Genomic DNA, 16779 nt, shown 5'->3' with positions numbered 1-16779 from the left:
GCGGCTCGCCCGAGGCGTCGTCAGCCCAGGTTCAGCACCTGGCCGGGGTGGATCAGGTCCGGGTTCTCGCCCAGCACCTGCTGGTTGGACTGGTAGATCCCGGACCAGTCGCCGTCCAGGCCGTGGCTGCGGGCGATCCCGATCAGGGTGTCGCCCGGGCCGACGGTGTACTCGGCGGCGGGCGTGGTGGCGGCGGCCGACGGCTCGGCGGTGGCGGCCGGGGCGGTCGCCGACGCCTCCGGGGCGGGCGTGGTGGTCGGGGCCGGCGCGGTGGCCGAGGCGTCCGGGGCGGGCAGGGTGATCACCAGGCCGGAGTCGGCCCCGTTCCCGCCGTTGCCGTTCCCGTTGCCGTTGTTGCCGTTGCCGTTCCCGGTGGTGCCGCCGTTGCCGTTGTTGCCGGTCTGGTCGCCGCCGGGCGTGCTCGGGCTCGGGCTCGGGGAGGCGGTCGGGTCGCCCGGCAGCACCGGGACGACCGGGGTGACGGGGGAGACCGGCGCGGTCGGCGAGGCCGAGGCGTCCGGGGCGGTCGGCGACGGAGCAGCGGTGGCCGCGGGCGGCTGCGGGTTCGTCAGCTGCACGTACCGCTCGTACAGGCTCTGGTGGCTGGTCCAGAACCAGCCGCCGTTCTTCTCGTACCAGTACACCTGGTACACCGGGTCGTAGCCGGGCAGGCCGGAGAACACCGGCGCGCCGCTCTTCGTCGCCACGGTGCCGTCCGCCGAGGCGTTGACCGCCGCGGCGCCGCGGGCGCCGCGAAGCGAACCGGTCTCGTCCGCCGAGTCGTTGTCGTCCACCACGCCCGGCGCGCTGACCACGCTCAGGCCCGCGTCGTCGGCGCAGGACAGCCAGGCCGCGGGGCCCTCGGTAGCCAGGATCCGCTCGGCGACGGCGATCTGCTGGCTGCGGGTGGCGGTGCTGGGCAGCGGCGCGTACTGCGTGCCGCCGTAGTCGGTCCAGCGCTGGGCGTTGATCTGGAGGCCGCCGTACAGGCCGTTGCCCCCGTCGTGGCTCCAGTCGCCCCCGCTCTCGCAGTCGGCGACCCGGTCCCAGACCGCGCTCGGCGCGGCGTGCGCGCCGGTGGCCGCCAGCAGCGGCAGGGCGATGCCGATCCCGGCAACGCCGGCCGCGGCGATCGCGCGCTCGGCCGCCTTCTCCGCCTGGCTCTGCCGGCGGTGGCGCCCCGAACCCGTGAAGAGCATCCAGAATCCTCTCCGCACGCCTGCGAGGTGAGCTGTCGGGTTCGGACCGGGAGGTTGGCCCGGCCGCCGCACTCCGGGGGACCGGCGCGGACGGCTTCACCCCAAGCCGTGGGGAACGGCAACAAACCTGGTTCCCCCGCCCCTGCCCAAGGGTCGTGGTGGTCGACCCGACAGCGCGGCGGACAGGGCTCGGCGTTACCGCGCGCGGGGCCCGACGGTGCGGGCTGGAGAGGAGCCTATTCACTCGAACGCAGCAATCACAAGCGCATCGCGTGCGCATCACGTGTTCGTCACGCCCGGCTCGGGCTGGTGTGTGGACGACCTGTTGACGGGCCCTCGGATCGCCGGACGGCGGCGGGAGTTCGCGGAACCGGGGCATTCCCGTCGTTGCGGGTAAATCGAGCGACAGCGGTCGTGCGGATCCCTACCATCACCCTGTCCCTTGTCCCCGGAGCTGGTGCGGAGGTCGTGCACGGTGGCCCTGGTCCCTGAAGTGCTGCGCTCGGAGCGCCAGTTCGCCCGGCTGTTCGTCGGGCAGTCGCTCTCGGTGCTGGGCGACCGGGTGTCGTTCGTCGCGCTGCCCTTCGCCGTGCTGTCCATCGGCGGCAGCGCCGGGGACGTCGGCCTGGTCACGGCCGCGGGGCTGGTCCCGATGCTGGTGCTCACCCTGGTCGGCGGCGTGTGGGCGGACCGGCTGCCCCGGCAGCGCATCATGCTCGCGTCCGACCTGGTGCGCTGCGCCGTCCAGGCGGCCGTCGCGGTGCTGCTGCTCACCGGCACGGCCCGGGTCGGACCGATCGCCCTGCTGATGGTGGTGTTCGGCGTCGCGGACGCGTTCTTCCTGCCCGCCTCCACCGGGCTGCTGCCGCTGCTCGTTCCCGGCGAGCGGCTGCGCGAGGCGAACGCGCTGCGCGGCTTCGTGCAGTCGGCCGGGCTGGTGGTCGGGCCGGCGCTGGCCGGCGGACTGGTCGCGCTCGCCGGCCCCGGCGGGGCGCTGGCGGTGGACGCGGCGAGCTTCGCGGTCAGCGCCGCCGTGCTGGCCCGGCTGGGGCCGGTGCGGGGCACGGCCCCGGCCGAGCGGGCCGAGCGGCGCGGTTTCCTGGCCGAGCTCCGGGTCGGCTGGCGGCAGGTGAGCAGCCGGGCCTGGGTGTGGTCGGGGATGCTGGCGATCGCCGTCTACCACGTGGTGGTGCTGCCCTCGGTGTTCGTGCTCGGCCCGGTGCTGGCCGAGCGTGAGTGGGGCGGCGCCGGGGCCTGGGCGGTGGTGGTCACCGCCTTCGGCGTCGGGGCGGTGGTCGGCGACGTGTGCGCCTACCGGCTGAGCCCGGCCCGGCCGATGGCGGTGGCGGCGGTGGCGATGGCGGTCGCCTCCTGCCAGGCGCTGATCATCGGCTCCGGCGCGCCGGTCGCGGTGATCGCCGCGCTGGAGGCGCTGACGGGGGTGGGCGTGGCGTTGTGCTTCGTGCTCTGGGAGACCTCGCTGCAGGTGCACATCCCGGAGCAGCTGCTCTCCCGGGTGAGCTCCTACGACCACCTGATCGCGGTGGCGCTGATGCCGCTCGGCCTGGTGCTGGCGGGCCCGCTGGCCGAGCACGTCGGGGTGCGGCCCACCCTGTTCGGGATGACCGCGCTCGCCGTTCCGGCCGCGCTCGCCCTGCTGGCCCTGCCCGCCGTGCGCCGGCTGCCCGCGCAGCCGCTCCCGGCACCCGCCGAAGCCGAGGTCCACTACTCCGTGAAGTAGTGGACACGCCGGCGGCGGTCCGGGCGTACGAGACCCACCCGCGCGGTGACGGACCGTCAGCGGTAGTCGCAGAGGTACGCGGTGGCGACCTCGACCTTGAGCTGGAACCTGCTGTCGCCGGGGACGTCGAAGCGGCTGCCGGCGCCGAAGGTCTGCCATTCCGCGGAGCCGGGCAGCTTGACGGTCAGGGCGCCGCTGACCACGTGCATGGTCTCCGGCGCGGCGGTGCCGAACTCGTAGTCGCCGGGCGCCATGACGCCGACGGTCGCCGGACCCTCGGCCGAGGTGAAGGCGATCGACTTCACGGTGCCGTCGAAGTATTCGTTGACCTTGAGCATGCGTGTTCTCCAGGGGACGACTGCGGGACACGCGGAGGTTAGCGGCGCGGCCCGCCGGGTCGCCGGGGCGTCCGCCGATTGGTCACCGGAGCGGCGAGAGGGAGAGCACCACCGCGGTGTTCGCGCGGATCGACCGGCCGTCCATTTCGACGGCCACCTGCACCGTCTCGCCGGCGTCGGTGGTGACCGGGACCGAGACCGCCGGGGCCTTCCCGGTGGCGCCGCACAGGCCGCGGTACTCCATCACGTCGCCGTGCTCGTACGGCCCGTCGTCCAGGCCCTCGACCTGAGCGGCCGTCAGCCCGTGCCCGGCCAGGAACCCCGTCATCGCGATGCCGGTGCTGCGGAAGGCCACCGCCAGTTCGAGGCGTCCGCTGCTCGCGTCGTGCCGGGCCAGGTAGTGGACCCCGGTCGCGTCGGCGGGGAGGGCGAGACCGGTGGTGGCGAGCGCGCGGTCCAGCGGGACGTCGGTGCCCGCACAGGCCCGGGAGTCGCCGAGCGGCGGCCCGTCGTCCGTCGCCCAGTGCACCAGCCGGCCGCCGGCGCCCAGCACCGTGAGCAGCAGCCCGCCGCCGACCGCCCAGCGCACCGCGCGGTTCCGCGTCGTCGACAACCTCGACCCCCCGTTCGCACACGACAGTCCGCAGGAAACGACGGGACGTTAGCACAGCGACGGCACCGGCCGCCGGGGCCGGCCCGGGCCGCAGCGGGGGACCGCGGCCCGGGCCCGGGAGGCGTCCGGACGGGGACGCCGGCGCGGGGGATCAGCCGAGCGCGATGCCCGGGTAGAGCGGGAACGGGGCGAGCAGGTCGACGGCGCGCTTGGCGACCGCGTCGCGGACGGCGTCCTCCAGCAGGTACTGCGCCTTGGAGGAGCCGACCGGGGCAGCGGCCGTCAGCACGGTGTGGATCAGCTCGGCGACCTCGTCCAACTCGGCCGCGCCCAGGCCGCGGGTGGTCAGCGCGGGGGTGCCGAGCCGGACGCCGGAGGTGTACCAGGCGCCGTTCGGGTCCTGCGGCACCGCGTTGCGGTTGGTGACGATGCCGGAGTCCAGCAGCGCCGCCTCGGCCTGACGGCCGGTCAGGCCGTAGGAGGAGACGTCCGCCAGCACCAGGTGGTTGTCGGTGCCGCCGGTGACCAGGCGGGCGCCGCGCCGCAGCAGGCCCTCGGCGAGCGCCTGCGCGTTGTCGACGACCTGCCGGGCGTAGACCTGGAACTCGGGCCGGCGGGCCTCCGCGAACGCCACCGCCTTCGCGGCCATCACGTGCGACAGCGGGCCGCCGAGGACCAGCGGGCAGCCGCGGTCGACGTGCTCGGCCAGCTCCGACGTGCACAGCACCATGCCGCCGCGCGGACCGCGCAGCGACTTGTGGGTGGTGGTGGTGACGATCTGCGCGTGCGCCACCGGGTCGAAGTCTCCGGTCAGCACCTTGCCGGCGACCAGGCCCGCGAAGTGCGCCATGTCGACCATCAGGGTCGCGCCGACCTCGTCCGCGATCTCCCGCATCTTCCGGAAGTTCACCAGCCGCGGGTACGCCGAGTACCCGGCCACCAGGATCAGCGGCTTGAAGTCGAGGGCGATCCGGCGCACCTCGTCGTAGTCGACGAGCCCGGTCACCGGGTCGGTGCCGTAGCTGCGCTGGTCGAACATCTTGCCGGAGATGTTCGGCCGGAAGCCGTGGGTCAGGTGGCCGCCGGCGTCCAGCGACATGCCGAGCATCCGCTGGTTGCCCAGCTCGCGCCGGAGCTCCGCCCAGTCCTGCTCGGTCAGGTCGTTGACGTTGCGCACGCCCGCGCGCTGCAGCGCCGGGCTCTCCACCCGCTGCGACAGCACCGCCCAGAACGCCACCAGGTTGGCGTCGATCCCGGAGTGCGGCTGCACGTAGGCGTGCTCGGCCCCGAACAGCTCGCGGGCGTGCTCGGCGGCCAGCTCCTCGACGGTGTCCACGTTGCGGCAGCCCGCGTAGAACCGGCGGCTGGGGGTGCCCTCGGCGTACTTGTCGCTCAGCCAGTTGCCCATCGCCAGCAGCACGGCCGGCGAGGCGTAGTTCTCGCTGGCGATCAGCTTCAGCGAGGCGCGCTGGTCCTCGATCTCCGCGCCGATCGCCGCGGCGACCCGCGGCTCGACGGCGCGCACCACGTCCAGGGCGCTCCGGAAGGCGGTGTCGGCGGCGGGGCTGCCGAAGGTGTGCGGGTGGCCCGCGGGCAGGGGGGAAGCAGACTCGGCCAAGGCGGTCTCCTCGTACGGAACGGACGATTCGGACGGCCCAGGCGCACGGCGACAGCAGACGGGGGCCCGCAGGCACCCGCACGGAGCCGCTCCCCGATGGTGAGTTCCATCCCAGCGCGCCAGTCACGGCTCACCGCGATGCTACCAATCCGCGGGCGGGGAACGCCCCGTGACCCGCGCCACGAAATCCCCTGGTGCACCGACCGGGCGTTCGGCATGATCGGGCCCATGACATGGACAGTCCCCGTCACCACCCGCACCGGCGGCTCGCTCACCGCGCCCGAGACCGAGCTGCTGCCGGAGTACCTCGCCTGGCACCGCGGCACCTTCCTGCACAAGTGCGAGGGCCTGACGGGCGAGCAGCTCGCGCTGCGCCCGCTGCCCGCGAGCTCGCTCTCGCTGCTCGGCCTGATGCGCCACCTGGCCAAGGTGGAGCGGACGTGGTTCCGGATCCGCTTCGCGGGTGCGGACGTCCCCCCGCTGCACTTCGTGGAGGGCCACAAGGACGCCGACTTCGACCTGCTGGAGCCCGAGCAGGCCGAGCGGGAGTACCTGAGCCTGCTGGAGGAGCAGCGGCTGGCGGACGCCACGGTGGCCGGAGCCCCGCTGGACCGGCACCTGGCCGCGCACGGCGAGGAGATGTCGCTGCGGATGACGTACCTGCACGTCATCACCGAGTACGCCCGCCACAACGGGCACGCCGACCTGCTGCGCGAGCACATCGACGGGGTGACGGGCAGCTGACCGGCGGTCAACTCCGGTGCCTGCGGCGGGAGCTGACCTCAACCCCGGGCAAACAGTTCGTCAGATGACCGTATAGCATACTGAGTATGGGACCTCTCGAACCGAACGTGCCCGAGCTGATCCTCGGACTGATCGTCTTCTTCTTCCTGTTCGCGGTGCTGGGCAAGGTGCTGCTGCCCCGCATCGAACGGACGCTGGCCGAACGCTTCGACCGGACCGAGGGCGGCCTGCTCCGGGCCGAGGAGGCCCGGGCCGAGGCGGAACGCATCCGCCGCGAGTTCCAGGCCGAACTGGCCGGCGCCCGGCACGAGGCCGCCGCCGTCCGGCAGGCGGCCGCCGAGGAGGGCGCCGCCCTGATCGCCGCCCTGCGCGCCGAGGGCCAGCAGCAGCGCGACCGGCTGGTGGCCGAGGCGCAGGTGCAGCTGGCCGCGGACACCGTGCTGGCCGAGGCCGCACTGCGCGAGGACGTCATCCAGGTGGCGACCGAGCTCGCCTCCCGGGTGGTCGGCGAACCGGTCGCCGACCTGGCGAGCACCCGCGCCGTCGCGGCCGAGTTCCGCAACCGCACCACCGCCTGACCCGCTGTCAGGATCCGCACGGAACGGGCCGCCCGGCCGCGGAGCTTCGCGCTCCGCGGCCGGGCGGCCCGCTCGGTTCTCAGGTCGGCCGGGTCAGCAGGCGCCGTTGTCGGCCCAGACGCCCCACTGGCCGCTCAGGGTGGGGTCCTCGTTCAGGGTCCACCACTTGTTCGTCCAGTAGTGGCCCTTCCAGGAGACCTTGGTGCCCGCGGTGGCGTACGTGGTGGTGGCGCTCCAGCTCGGCGCGGCCGAGCAGGTGCCGCCGGACGGGCTCGGGCTGCTGCTGGTCGGCGAGGTGCTGCTGGTCGGGCTCGGCGAGCTGGTGGGCGGGGTCGCCCCGGCGAACTTCACGGTGAACTTGGTGAAGTCCCAGTCGTTCTGCGCCACGCTGGAGCAGGCGCCGGACAGGCCCGGGTCCACCGTGCCGGGGCACTGGCGGTCCCGGTTGACGGACCAGTAGGTGTAGCGGGCCAGCTTGTGCGCGGTGGCGAAGTCCAGCACGGTCTGGAAGTCCGCCTGCCGGAAGTACTCGGCGGCGTCGGTGCGGCCGTTCATCAGCGAGACGCCCTCGTGGGCGTAGGCGGTGGCCTCGTTCCAGCCGAAGGTGCTCTGCAGGATGCCGTTGAACTTCACCAGCGCGTCGGTCTGCGCGGCCGCGCCGTTGAAGCCGCCGTCGAACGGCATGATCGAGTAGTTGTTCGGGGTGAAGCCCTGGGACTTCGCCTCCAGCAGCATCTGGGTGCCGAACCAGCCGGTGCCGGCGTTGGTGCCCGCGGTGGTGATGGAGATGTAGATGCCCGGGTTGTTCTGCTGCAGGATCCGGGCCGCGCCGATCTCGTTGTGGATCGCGGCGGTGTTCTCGTACTCCGGCTCCTCGAGGTCGAAGTCGATCGCCTTGAGGTTGTACTTGGTCACGACCTTCTGGTAGGCGGCGGCGGTCGCCTCCGGGGTGCCGCAGGTCTGGCCGAGCTTGGTGCCGCCGTAGCCGCCCACCGAGACCGAGACGTCGCCGCCCTTGCCGCGGATGGTCTGGATGACGGCCGGCATGGTGGTGTCGGAGTCGATCGAGGAGGTGCCGCCCCAGGCCGGGCTGCAGCTGCTGCCCTGGGCCAGGATGAACGCCAGCTGGAAGGCCTTCTGGCCGGTGGCGTCCATCACGGCGGCGGCGTTCGGCGGGCTGTTGTCCTCGGGCATCAGGTACGGCGCGGACGCGTACCAGTTGGACCCGATCCCGGCGGTGGTGGCGGCGTTCGCCGTACCAGACGCGGTGACGGCGGCCACCCCTCCGGCCAGCAGGCCGAAGACGGACAGGGCGACCGCGACCGCGCGCCGCGACCGGCGGGGCCGGGCGGCGGCGGGGAGGGCGGCGGGGTGTGGGGGAAGTGCGCGTTCCATCGGGAACCTCTCCGGGAGGCGGCGAGGACGGCGGCCCGGGTGCGCGCAGGGATGTGGGGTGCACGCCCGGGTCAACGGTCGGGTACCAAGCCGAGGTTGACGTGACTGCCACTGGTATAGACCTGTGCCAGTCCGCCGTCAACCCTTGCGGCCGCACCCGCGCGCACCGCAGCCCGCAGCAGTAAAGCGCAGGTCAACTGCTGGTCAAGGGGGTGCCCGGAACGGAGGTTGACGAACTGTCAGCCGACCGTCCGGCGCTCGGGCGGCAGGTAGGACTCCAGGCCGCGCAGGAACACCTCGATCTTGAACGCGTACCGCTCGTCCCCGTCGCCGGTCATCATGGTGTCCGCCATGCCCTGCAGGGTCGGGAACCGGTCCGTCGGCAGCTCGTGCAGGTAGGAGCGGAGCTGCTCGAAGTACTCGCCCAGGTCGGTGCCCCGGGCCATCCGCTCGCTGTACACCGAGGCCTCGTACGCGTCGGTGTCGATCAACTGGCCCAGGCCGTCCAGCGCCCAGGCCGCCACCTGCGGCGGCAGGCCGACCTGCAGCAGCAGGTCGAGCAGGAACTCGGTGAGCCCGAGCTGGCTCTCGCCCACCGGGATGCTGCCCAGCGACACCAGCGACACGTCCCGATGGGCCGTCAGCACCCGCTGCGCCTCGAAGCAGATCTCGGTGATCTGCTCCTTCCAGCGCCCGGGCTCGGGCCGCAGCGGCAGCCGGATCTCCGACACCACCCGCTCCAGCATCAGCTCGAACAGCTCCTCCTTGTTGGAGACGTGCGCGTACAGCGAGGCCGGGCCGGTGCCCAGCTCCTGGGCGACCCGGCGCATCGTCACCCCGGCCAGGCCCTCCGCGTCCAGCACCCGGATCGCCGTCTCCACGATCAGCGAGCGGCTGAGCGGCTGCCGCGGCTCCGCCTTGCGGGGCTTGTGCCACGGGATCGCGGGCATCTGCGCGGGCATCGGGCCACCTGCTTTCGCTGAACGTTCCACCGTCGATCATCGTACTCGCGACGAACGCCGTTCGAGGGGTGGGCGAAGGGTCCGGTCGGAGCGCGGCTCGCGCGGGGCTCGACCGCAGGCCGGAGGCGGGTCGGGGACGACTCGGGGGCGGAGTCAGGGAAAGGTCAGGGTCAATTCGTTTGACGGGAACGCCGCTCGACTCGTAGAACAGTGTTCGTCCAGACAAACACCGTTCATCGCGCGGCCCCCGTCCTCCGCGCCCTGGTACGCAACAGGAGTTGCCATGACCGACGCGGTCACCACGACGGCTGCGCCGCCCTCCGGCGCAGCCGAACCCTACCGTTGGCGCTGGGTCGCGCTGTTCGTGATCCTCGCCGCCGAGGTGATGGACCTGCTCGACTCGCTGGTCACCAACATCGCCGCGCCCGCGATCCGGGCCGACATCGGCGGCGGCGAGTCCACCATCCAGTGGCTGGGCGCCGCCTACACGCTGGCGATGGCCATCGGCCTGATCACCGGCGGCCGGCTCGGCGACATCTTCGGCCGCCGCCGGATGTTCATGATCGGTGCGGCGGGCTTCACCATCGGCTCGCTGTTCTGCGGCCTGGCCCAGGAGCCCTGGCAGCTGATCGTCGCGCGGGTGGCCCAGGGCCTGCTCGGCGCGGTGATGCTGCCCCAGGGCCTGGGCATCATGAAGGAGATCTTCTCGCCCAAGGAGCAGGGCGCGGCGTTCGGCATGTTCGGCCCGGTGATGGGCCTGTCGACGGTCGGCGGCCCGATCCTGGCCGGCTGGCTGATCGACGCGGACTTCGGCGGCACCGGCTGGCGGATGATCTTCCTGATCAACATCCCGCTCGGCCTGTTCGCCTTCGTCGGCGGCCGGGTCTTCCTGCCCGCGCAGGCCGAGGGTCCGACCGTCCGGCTCGACCTGGTCGGCGCGCTGCTGGCCGCCGTCGGCGCGGCCACCGTCATCTACCCGCTGGTCCAGGGCCGCGAGCACGACTGGCCGCTGTGGGCGTTCGCGCTGCTGGCGGTCGGCGTGGCGATCTTCGGCCTGTTCGGCTGGTACGAGGCGCGCCGCAAGGCCACCGGGGCGGACCCGCTGGTCGAGCCCAGCCTGTTCGCCAAGCGCGGCTTCAGCGGCGGCATGGTGCTCGGCCTGATCTTCTTCACCGCGATGACCGGCTTCTGGCTCACGTTCAGCCTCTACACGCAGCTGGGCCTGCACTACAGCGCGCTGAAGTCCGGCCTGGCCGGCATCCCGGCCTCGGTCGGCATGGTGATCGCCTTCATCGCCTCGCAGGCGCTGCAGAAGTACGGCCGCAAGGTGATGCACGCCGGCCTGCTGGTGATGGTCGCCGGCGTGCTCGGCCTGATGTACACCCTGCACAGCCAGGGCGCGGCCGTCACGCCGTGGCAGACCGTCCCGGCGCTCGCGGTCACCGGTCTGGGCATGGGCCTGGTGATGGCCCCGTTCTTCGGCATGGTGCTGGCCTCGGTGGAGGCGCACGAGACCGGCTCCGCCTCCGGCACCCTGACGTCCGTCCAGCAGCTCGGCGCCGCCCTGGGCAGCGCCATCCTGGGCACGGTGTTCTTCGAGCGCCTCAAGACGGCGGACTTCGCGAGCGCCGAGCAGATCACGCTGTGGACGGAGGTGGGCCTGCTGGTGGTGGTGTTCGCCGCGATCTTCCTGCTCCCGATGCACGGCCGCCCCGAGCACGAGGAGGGCGGCGAGGGCGGGCCCGTCGAGGCCGCCGACGCGGTGGCCCCCGCTCCGCGCACGGCGGGCGAGCACCAGGCGGTGTGACGGACGGTCAGTGACGGCAAGGGCCGTCCCGCGCGCAGCGGCGCGGGGGACGGCCCTTCGTCGTGCGGGGGGTCAGCCGCGGTACGCCGCGAAGATCTTCGAGAACTGGTACGGCGTCTGCGGGACGTTGGTGCACTTGGGCAGCGAGCCGGTGCAGGCGTTGGCGTCCCGGGTCATCTCCCAGAACGCCAGCTCGCCGAGGTGGTTCTGCTGGGCGAAGGCGAGCAGTTGCTGGGCGTCGGTGATGCCGAACACCTCGGAGGTGGTGTCGTTCTGGCCGAGCATCGGGGTGACGCCGACCATGGCGTACGCCTGGGCGTCCGTCAGGCCGGTCCACACCGAGCGGATCTGGGCCTGGGTGGACTGCGCGGACTGGATCGCGTAGGCGCCCATCTTGCCGGCCGGGCTCGGGGCGGCCCAGTCGCCGAAGTCCATCGCCATCACGTTGACCAGGTCGACGGCCAGGCCGGCGTTCTTGGCGGACTGCAGGATGTAGACGCCGTCGGCGGTCAGGCCGCTGGGCAGCACCGGCAGGGTCAGGCTGACCTTGAGGTCGCGGCCCTTGGCCCGCTGCGCGGCCTGGACCTGGGCGAGCGCGGCGGAGCGGCGGTCGACCGAGGCGTGGTCGGTGACCGCGGTGCCCTCGATGTCGAAGTCGACCCGGTCGAGCGCGTAGACGTCGACGACCTTCTGGTACTGCGCGGCGAGCGCGGCCACCGTGGTGCAGGACTGGGCGAGTTCGGTGCCGTTGGCGCCGCCGAAGGACGGGCGGACGTCGCCGCCGGCGTCCCGGATCGCGTCCATGTCGGCCTTGTTCCAGCCGGTGGCCGGGTCGTAGGCGCCGAACCAGCTGGCGGTGCACGGCTGGCTGCCGTTGATGATGAACGCCAGCGAGAACTCCTTGATGCCGCTGGCGGCGGAGAGCGCGGGCAGGCTGGGCGTCGGGTAGGCGCCGAGGTCCACGTAGGGGGCGGCGGTGCCTGCGCTGGTGCCGGTGCCCGCGACGGCGGTGGCGGCCGCGGAGTTCGCGGACTCGTTGCCCGCCGCGTCGAAGGCGCTGACGGTGAAGGTGTGGCTGCTGCCGCCGAGCAGGCCGCGCACGGTGGCCGAGGTTCCGGTGACGGTCGCGACCACCGCCGACCCCTCGCGGACGTGGTAGCCGGCCACCGCGGTGTTGTCGGTGGCGGCGTTCCAGCCGAGCGTGACGCTGCCCGGCCCGGTGGCGGTGGAGCGCAGGTTCGCGGGCACGCTCGGCGCGGCCGTGTCGGCGGGCGCACCGGCGCACGGCTGGTTGTTGACCGTGCAGTTGGCGGGTGCGGTCTGCACGGCGCCGGTGGTGACGCCGAAACCGACCGCGGGGGCGGAGGCGCCGGGGGCGAGCGGAGCGGCCCAGGTCGGCGAGGTCACCGTGTAGTGGGTGCCGGTGGGCGTGGCGGTGGAGGTCAGCACGCCGTTCCACAGGCTGGAGACGCTCTCGCCGGTCGGCAGGTCGAAGGCGAGCGACCAGCTGTTGACCGTGGCGTTGGTGTGGTTGGTGACGATGTAGGTCGCCTGGAATCCGGTGGACCAGCTCTGGCTGACGGCGTAGTCGGCGACCAGGCCGGAGACCCCGGCCGCGTCGGCGGCGAAGGCGCCCAGCGGCGCGGCGATCAGGGCCGCGGCCGCGGCCAGGGACAGGGTGACGCGCCTCATGGGCGAGTCCTCCTTGACGGTGTGGGGGACGGGTGGGGCCGTGCTCGGTGCGGGGGCGGCACTCAAGATGGTCCAGACCAATCCCGACCGTCAAGCCGAAATCCTGCTGCTTTGCCAGGAGTTGACGGTTCAATCAGGTACGGTTAAGGCACTTCGGCGGGAGCATGGTGACGGAAGGCGCGGCCCCTGAAGTGGGGGACGGGGCCGCGCCGCCCGCCTGACTCAGGTCAGGCGTCCGTGGGCCGTCACGCGGTGACGGCGGCTCCGCGCATCCGGCGGGCCAGGAACACGCCCGAGGCGACGGCCGACACCAGCGCCGCGCCGGCCACGCCGAGCAGGGCGTTGCCGCCGTCCGGCGCGGACAGCGCGACCGCGCCGGCGCCCGCGGCGGCAGCGGCGGTGGTGACGTCCCCGCCGTGGCCGTGGTGCGCCACGGTCGAGCGGCCCGCGCCCGCGTCGAGCTGCGCCTCGGTCGGGGCGGACGGGGTGGTGGCGGCGAACGCGCCCGCCGCGGCCGCCGAGCTGCCGCCGCCGAAGTCGACGTCCGAGCAGCCGTAGAACGCCTCCGGGCTGTCCGAGCGCTGCCACACCATGTAGACCAGCTGGCGGCCGGTGCGCTGCGGCAGCGTGGCGTTGACGTTGTAGTAGCCGTTGTCCGAGGTGCGCGCCGTGGCGTAGCTGGCGATCGGGTTGGCCAGGTCCAGGTCGGACCACTTCAGCGGCTGGGTGGGGTTGTAGCCGCTGTTGGTGAGGTAGAGCGTCATGGTGCCCTGGTGGGGCGCGGTGACCCGGAAGTTGAAGGTCTTCGCGCCGGCCGTCACCGAACTGGCCGGCCAGTCGGTGCGGGCCCAGTCCAGGGCGCGGTACTTGTCACGGTTGGCCGAGCAGAGGTGGCCGTCCGGGATGATCTGCCGGCTCTGCCCGTTGGCGCTGGCGATGTTGACCTCGTTCCAGTCGTACAGCGGCTGGGTGCCGCTGTCGGCCACCAGGTCCTTGCAGACCTGGGACTTCGGGGTCTCGGGGCCTTCCGCGTAGCAGGCCGCGACCCGGCTGGTGGGGCCGAACATGGCGCCGTGGGCGCCCGCGGTGCCGGCCGCGGCGGTGATGGTGACCAGGGCGCCCGCGCCCACCGCGGAAGCGGCGAGCAGGCGACGGGACCAGGACATGGTTCTCCTCAGGAAAGGTCGGGCCGGGTGTGGGGGAAAGCGGCACGTCTGCCCGAACCGCGGGGAGCGACCCCGGGGCGGCGCGGCGTGGGCCCGGCACGCCGCGAGCGAACGAAGGCTACGATTGGCCTATACCAATTGACAAGGGTCGGCCAACCGGCGGCAGTTGTCGGATGGCGGGATTCAGCCACGCCCATCGGCCGTGCCGCGAAGCCGACCTGGCGCTCCGTCAGCTTGCGCCGACCGACCCGTCCACGGAAAGCACCAGCGGAATCGGCCCCCCGGCGCCCGCGCCGGCTACCGGGCCGGTACCCGCCCGGCTACGCCCGCCGCCCGAAACCCATCGACGGCCGGCCGCGGGCCCAAGCGGACGATAAGGCTCAGGTAACCCTCCGATAAGGCGGCCGCCGCCCGCTGACGGCCCCTCGGTCGGCGGCGACGCACTCGAATCCCGCGCGCCGGGGCTTCTCCTGACGGCGCTCAGGTGAGCGCCGAGCCCCAGTGACTCGACCAGCCCGGGCCCGAGCACCCCCGTGCCCAGCCACGCCCCGCACCCACTGCGCGCCCTCGCCGCCGCCGGCACCCTCGGGGCCGGCACCGTGCTGGTCCTGCGCCGCCGCCGCGGCAGCAGGCACTGACCGGCCGTCAGGACGTCGGCGAGGAGAGCGAGGTGAGCAGCCGGGCGGTGTCCAGGCCGGTGGCCAGGTAGTCCAGGAACAGCTCGTTGCGCAGCGCGCGCAGCGAGCGGTTCGCCCGGACCAGGCCGACCGCCTCGTCCACCGTCAGGCCCAGCACCAGCAGTGCCTGGGCCGCCACCAGTCCCGACCGGTCGTCGCCCCGGGCGCAGCGCACCAGCACCCGGCGACCGAAGGCCATCGCCTCCGCCGTCGCCAGCGCCATCGCCTGGACGGCCGCCAACTGCCAGGCGTCCAACGGCCCGTCCGGCAGCACCAGCACCCGGTGCGGCACCTCCCGGTCCGGGCCGTGGCCGGCCGCCCGGCACAGGCTCACCACCAGGTCGAACTCGGCGCCGACCACCACCGGGGAGGGCCGCCCCGCGGCGTCCGACCAGTGCAGGCCGCCCAGCCACAGGCCCGGGGCGATCTCGTCCCACGGCGCCCGCGGATCGGGCGCACCGCTGTCGTTCGGACCGGTCATCGTTCCCACCCGCCTCGTCGCAGCTGCCTCCCGAGCTGGAACGCCGCGGAGCGCCGCGCTGTTCCCCGCACCGGCCCCGCCGGCAGGCGGAGTGACGGTGTGTCAGGGTTTCGGTCGGTTGCGCAGTGATGGTCCGTCGGCGGCCGGGGGGTTCGCCGGGCGTTCATGAGCGGCACAGGTGCCGGTGGGCCGTCGTTGGGGCGGACTCGGGACGTTGGTCGCCGCCGCCGGCACACCCCGGCGGCACACCCCCGAACCGAGGGACGGAACCCGTGACCGAACCGCGCACCCCCAGGTGGCGTCGTCGCCTCTCCCTGCTGCTGGCCGCCGTCGCCGTACCGGCCGTCAGCGCGGGAGTCCTCACCGCGACTCCCGCCGCCGCCGCGCCGGCCGACGACATCCGCATCAACGAGGTGGTGACGACCGGGTCGGTGAACGACTCGATCGAGCTGTACAACAAGGGCACCGCGACGATCGACCTGTCCGGGTGGATCCTCAAGGACAACACCAGCAGCACGTACACCGTCGCCGCCGGCACCACCCTGGCCCCCGGCGGCTTCAAGGCGTTCGACGTGCACAGCAGCTTCGGCCTCGGCTCCTCCGACAGCGCCCGGCTCTACCTGGCCGACGGCAGCACCCCGGTCGACTCCTTCAGCTGGACCTCGCACTCCAACCCGTCCTGGTCGCGCTGCCCCGACGGAACCGGCGCCTGGGGCCAGGCCGCCGCGCCGACCCTCGGCTCCGCCAACACCTGCTCCGGCGGCGGCACCGGCTCCACCACCCCCGTCGCCTGGCCCGGCAGCTCCACCGTCACCACCGCGGACGCCGCCAACGTGTTCGGCAGCGACCTCTCCGGCCTCCAGCAGGAGGGCGGCGTGATGTGGGGCGTGCAGAACTCCGGCAAGCTGTGGCGGCTGGTCCCCAACGGCAGCGGCGGCTGGAAGCCCGACACCGCCAACGGCTGGACCTCCGGCAAGGCGCTGCGCTTCACCGGCGGCACCGGCACCCCCGACGACGAGGGCGTCACCCTGACCTCCGCCGGCTCGGCCGGCGGCGTCTACGTCTCCAGCGAGCGCAACGCCGACTCCTCCTCCACCAGCCGGCTCTCCGTGCTGCGCTACGACGTCTCCGGCACCGGCGCCACACTGACCGCCACCCGGGAGTGGAACCTCACCGCCGACCTCCCCTCCACCGGCTCCAACGCCGGCCTGGAAGGCGTCACCTGGGTCCCCGACAGCTACCTGACGGGCGCGGGCTTCAAGGACTCCGCGACCGGCGCCGCCTACGACCCCGCCCACTACGCGGCGCACACCGGCGGCGTGTTCTTCGTCGGCGTCGAGGGCACCGGCACGCTCTACGGCTACGTCCTGCTGGAGGCCGGCGGCTTCACCAAGGTCGCCACCGTCAGCAGCGGCATGGCCGGCGTGATGGAACTCTCCTGGGAGCCGCAGGCCAACCGGATGTGGGTGGTCTGCGACGACACCTGCTCCGGCCAGGCGCGCACCTTCAAGGTCAACAGTGCCGGCGCGTTCGCCGTCACGGCCGTCCACAACCGCCCCACCGGCATGTCGAACATCAACAACGAGGGCTTCACCACGGCCGGCGCCGACGAGTGCGTCAGCGGCAGCAAGCCCGTCTACTGGTCCGACGACAGCAACACCGGCGGCCACGCCCTGCGCAAGGGCACCATCACCTGCTGATCCCCCGGTGAGCGCGACGCGGCCCCCGCCACCACGGCCGGGGCCGCGTCCGCACGTCGGCGCCCGGC

Annotated in this window: 14 protein-coding genes and 1 riboswitch; of the genes, 5 read left to right on the top strand and 9 right to left on the bottom strand. The window is 73.3% G+C overall.

Going from position 1 to position 16779, the window contains the following annotated elements:
* Positions 1-20 precede the first annotated feature (20 nt).
* Positions 21-1199: a transglycosylase family protein gene (locus BX266_RS38310; protein ID WP_180290343.1), complete on the bottom strand. Its 1179-nt coding sequence runs from the start codon at positions 1197-1199 to the stop codon at positions 21-23.
* A gap of 3 nt (positions 1200-1202) precedes the next feature.
* Positions 1203-1370: riboswitch (cyclic di-AMP (ydaO/yuaA leader) on the bottom strand.
* Positions 1371-1674: 304 nt separating this feature from the next.
* Here BX266_RS38310 and BX266_RS02040 point away from each other — a divergent pair.
* Entirely contained in the window at positions 1675-2940 is a 1266-nt protein-coding gene (locus BX266_RS02040) for an MFS transporter (protein WP_259464491.1), read from the top strand.
* A 56-nt stretch (positions 2941-2996) separates the two neighbouring features.
* Here BX266_RS02040 and BX266_RS02035 read toward each other — a convergent pair whose 3' ends face one another.
* From BX266_RS02035 to BX266_RS02025, 3 genes are all read right to left on the bottom strand, one after another.
* On the bottom strand, positions 2997-3278 hold the full coding sequence (locus tag BX266_RS02035; RefSeq protein WP_099897212.1) for a pyrimidine/purine nucleoside phosphorylase: 282 nt from the start codon (positions 3276-3278) through the stop codon (positions 2997-2999).
* Positions 3279-3360: 82 nt separating this feature from the next.
* Positions 3361-3891, bottom strand: coding sequence for a hypothetical protein (locus tag BX266_RS02030; protein ID WP_143686842.1), 531 nt, complete (start codon positions 3889-3891; stop codon positions 3361-3363).
* A 151-nt stretch (positions 3892-4042) separates the two neighbouring features.
* Positions 4043-5488, bottom strand: a complete 1446-nt coding sequence (locus BX266_RS02025) for a glycine hydroxymethyltransferase (protein WP_099907275.1) — start codon at positions 5486-5488, stop codon at positions 4043-4045.
* Between the two features lie 249 nt (positions 5489-5737).
* On the opposite strand from BX266_RS02025, the gene BX266_RS02020 reads away from it, so the two are divergent.
* Both BX266_RS02020 and BX266_RS02015 read left to right on the top strand, forming a co-directional pair.
* Positions 5738-6253, top strand: coding sequence for a DinB family protein (locus BX266_RS02020; protein WP_099897210.1), 516 nt, complete (start codon positions 5738-5740; stop codon positions 6251-6253).
* An 86-nt stretch (positions 6254-6339) separates the two neighbouring features.
* Positions 6340-6831 carry a hypothetical protein gene (locus BX266_RS02015; protein ID WP_099897209.1) on the top strand — a complete coding sequence of 164 codons (492 nt, stop codon included), beginning with the start codon at positions 6340-6342 and terminating at the stop codon, positions 6829-6831.
* Between the two features lie 93 nt (positions 6832-6924).
* Here the strand turns inward: BX266_RS02015 and BX266_RS02010 are convergent, their stop codons facing one another.
* Positions 6925-8226, bottom strand: a complete 1302-nt coding sequence (locus BX266_RS02010) for a chitinase (RefSeq protein WP_099897208.1) — start codon at positions 8224-8226, stop codon at positions 6925-6927.
* Between the two features lie 239 nt (positions 8227-8465).
* Positions 8466-9188 (bottom strand): TetR/AcrR family transcriptional regulator, encoded by a 723-nt coding sequence (locus BX266_RS02005; protein ID WP_259464490.1) that lies wholly within the window; start codon positions 9186-9188, stop codon positions 8466-8468.
* Between the two features lie 283 nt (positions 9189-9471).
* Here BX266_RS02005 and BX266_RS02000 point away from each other — a divergent pair, with 283 nt between their 5' ends.
* On the top strand, positions 9472-10995 hold the full coding sequence (locus BX266_RS02000; protein WP_259464489.1) for an MFS transporter: 1524 nt from the start codon (positions 9472-9474) through the stop codon (positions 10993-10995).
* A gap of 72 nt (positions 10996-11067) precedes the next feature.
* On the opposite strand, the gene BX266_RS01995 is transcribed toward BX266_RS02000, so the two are convergent.
* The 3 genes from BX266_RS01995 to BX266_RS01985 form a co-directional block, all read right to left on the bottom strand.
* Positions 11068-12687: a cellulose binding domain-containing protein gene (locus BX266_RS01995; RefSeq protein ID WP_099897206.1), complete on the bottom strand. Its 1620-nt coding sequence runs from the start codon at positions 12685-12687 to the stop codon at positions 11068-11070.
* 245 nt (positions 12688-12932) lie between these two features.
* A complete protein-coding gene (locus BX266_RS01990) occupies positions 12933-13853 on the bottom strand; it encodes a lytic polysaccharide monooxygenase (protein ID WP_099897205.1) in 921 nt (306 codons plus the stop codon).
* Positions 13854-14498: 645 nt separating this feature from the next.
* On the bottom strand, positions 14499-15011 hold the full coding sequence (locus tag BX266_RS01985) for a protein phosphatase (RefSeq protein ID WP_099897204.1): 513 nt from the start codon (positions 15009-15011) through the stop codon (positions 14499-14501).
* 272 nt (positions 15012-15283) lie between these two features.
* Here BX266_RS01985 and BX266_RS01980 point away from each other — a divergent pair, with 272 nt between their 5' ends.
* Complete coding sequence (locus tag BX266_RS01980) at positions 15284-16711, top strand: lamin tail domain-containing protein (protein WP_259464488.1); 1428 nt, start codon at positions 15284-15286, stop codon at positions 16709-16711.
* Positions 16712-16779: the final 68 nt, after the last annotated feature.

This window comes from Streptomyces sp. TLI_171, assembly GCF_003610255.1.
Classification (GTDB): Bacteria; Actinomycetota; Actinomycetes; order Streptomycetales; family Streptomycetaceae; genus Kitasatospora.
Note: the sequence above shows the minus strand (reverse complement) of the source record. Positions and strands in the feature narration are given on the sequence as shown.